Source organism: Methanocalculus sp., assembly GCF_029762515.1.
Classification (GTDB): Archaea; Halobacteriota; Methanomicrobia; order Methanomicrobiales; family Methanocorpusculaceae; genus Methanocalculus.
On sequence record NZ_JARVGN010000388.1, the window covers coordinates 1 to 2,147 of the forward strand.

General features: G+C 39.5%; 2 protein-coding genes. Both read left to right on the forward strand.

Features of this window, described 5'->3' with window-relative positions; translation table 11 throughout:
* The coding region (locus QCH34_RS11285; RefSeq protein ID WP_300334207.1) for a DUF354 domain-containing protein at positions 1 to 743 on the forward strand (743 nt) is incomplete at its 5' end.
* 530 nt (positions 744 to 1,273) lie between these two features.
* Positions 1,274 to 2,147 (forward strand): hypothetical protein (locus QCH34_RS11290; protein WP_300334210.1); only part of this gene is annotated, 874 nt, incomplete at its 3' end.

Genomic DNA, 2,147 nt, shown 5'->3' on the forward strand with positions numbered 1-2,147 from the left:
CCATAATATTCACTGACAGTGAGCCGTCAGATCTTATCAATAATATTACGTTCCCATTTGCAGGTGTGATATGCACGCCATCCTGCTATCTTAAGGAATTGGGTGATAAACAGGTGAGATACGATGGTTATCACGAGATTGCCTACCTCCACCCTGATTACTTTATCCCAGATCCTTCTATCTTGGACCAGTTCGGTACAGAAGGAAAAGAAAAGAATATCGTCCTCCGATTTATCTCCTGGGGAGCCTCACATGATATCGGTCTTGCCGGACTCAAAGAAGCGACCAATATCATTGATACCCTTGAATCGTATGGGAACATCCGCATCACGTCTGAAAGGAAATTACCTCCGCGATTTGAAAAATACCGGATAGCTATCCCCCCAGAAAAGATTCACTCGCTTCTCTATTATTCAGATCTTTACATGGGAGAGGGCGGTACGATGGCCGTCGAATCAGCACTCCTCGGCACGCCCGCAATCCATATTGAAGGAAATTCCGAGGGAGTTGCCATGGGAAATTTTTCAGGAAATTTCCTTGATCTAAGAGATAATTACGGGCTACTCGATTTTTACCCCGATCAGGAACAGGCTCTTCGGAAGGCCGTTGAAATTCTTGAAGATGAAAAATCGAAGGGTGAATGGATGCAAAAGCGAAAAAAACTCTTCAACGATAAAATTGATGTCACGAAATGGATGGTCGATTTCGTTGAACAATACCCCGAGAGTTTACGTGGGATTTGACGAAAAATAAATCTCACATTATTTAAAAATCTAATATTTACTTATATGGCGCAGATTGAATAATATTAAAATGCAAAGATGGCTCTGTAGTATTCCTCAACGAGAACGACAAAAATGATTTTTCATCACTATCCTGAGCTTAATAGAGAATCGGTTGGATCTTTATATCCCTGATGTAATACCGGATCTGCGTGCGTTAAGGTTATCTCCAAATCTTCTTCGAGGACTGAGATGACCTGTTCACTAAGATTTCTCCAGATCGATCGCTTCATCGAAATCAGCCCGATCCTTTCGTCGGGATAGTCATCCGATCCACCTACTCTTTCTTTCTACCGTTATCATCAATTTCGATTGCAGTTCTTCCTTGATCTGTCGGTGGATCGATTCTGCAGAGCGAAAATTTGAATATTTGATTATGTCAAGCAGAATGAGTACATTTCAGAAAAATGTATATGCAAATGATTATTTCATGAAAAATACCAACAGTTCTATAGCCTTGATCACTTGACGAACGCAAAGGATAATCATCAATGACAGTTATTGCACAGATGAGAAGCATTGCAGAAGAAGCAAAAGCTAAAGCGCGCTTGAAAATAGGTACAACCCATGGGGTACTGTTCCTCTTTTTGCTGATAATCTTCATCATTTCATTTATTGTACCCATGCTTTCTTATGGAAGGATTTTTGGTACGGATGAATATACGCATCTCTTTCATAGTAGCCTTATGTACTCGTCAAACTCTATGGCAGAATTTTACCAGACAGTAAGCAGCATGGTATCAAATCCAGATGATCCGAGTGCACTTTTTAATTATCCGTTCGCTACATGGTTGTTCGGTGGGACTATAGCGAAAATCATTGGGTTTGAACCGCATGCCGCTTCTTTTCTATTTGCCATAATATTTGTTGTTATCATGCTTGTTTCATTCTATTATTACTCCGGAATATTCCTTGAGACAACAAATCAGAAAGTGTTGTCTCTTTTATTCTTGTTATCAATGCCACAAATGGTCATGAATATTACCGGTTTCAGGCCGATGGTGTTTGTCATGCCGTTTGTGTTTTTATTGCTCTATTGCGTGATGAAAGAGACTGTTGAATGGAAATCAATCGGTTTAATTTTATTGAGCACCTTTATGGTGACGATAATTCATACGGGCACTTTTATCTTTTTGCTAGCCCTATCTATTGCATTTCTCTTTCTTTATAGCCTGATTTGGGGGAAATTTTCTAGAATAATGTATATATTTTCCGTGAGTATGTTGTTTATATATATCTTAGCCATTTCGCTCTTTCCTTACATGCATCCTCAGTACGTAGATAAAGCAACGATGTTTCTTAAACCAGGCGATTTTTTGGCGTCAAATCTCCATATATTTTTCGCCGATGACCTGAGCCAGATAT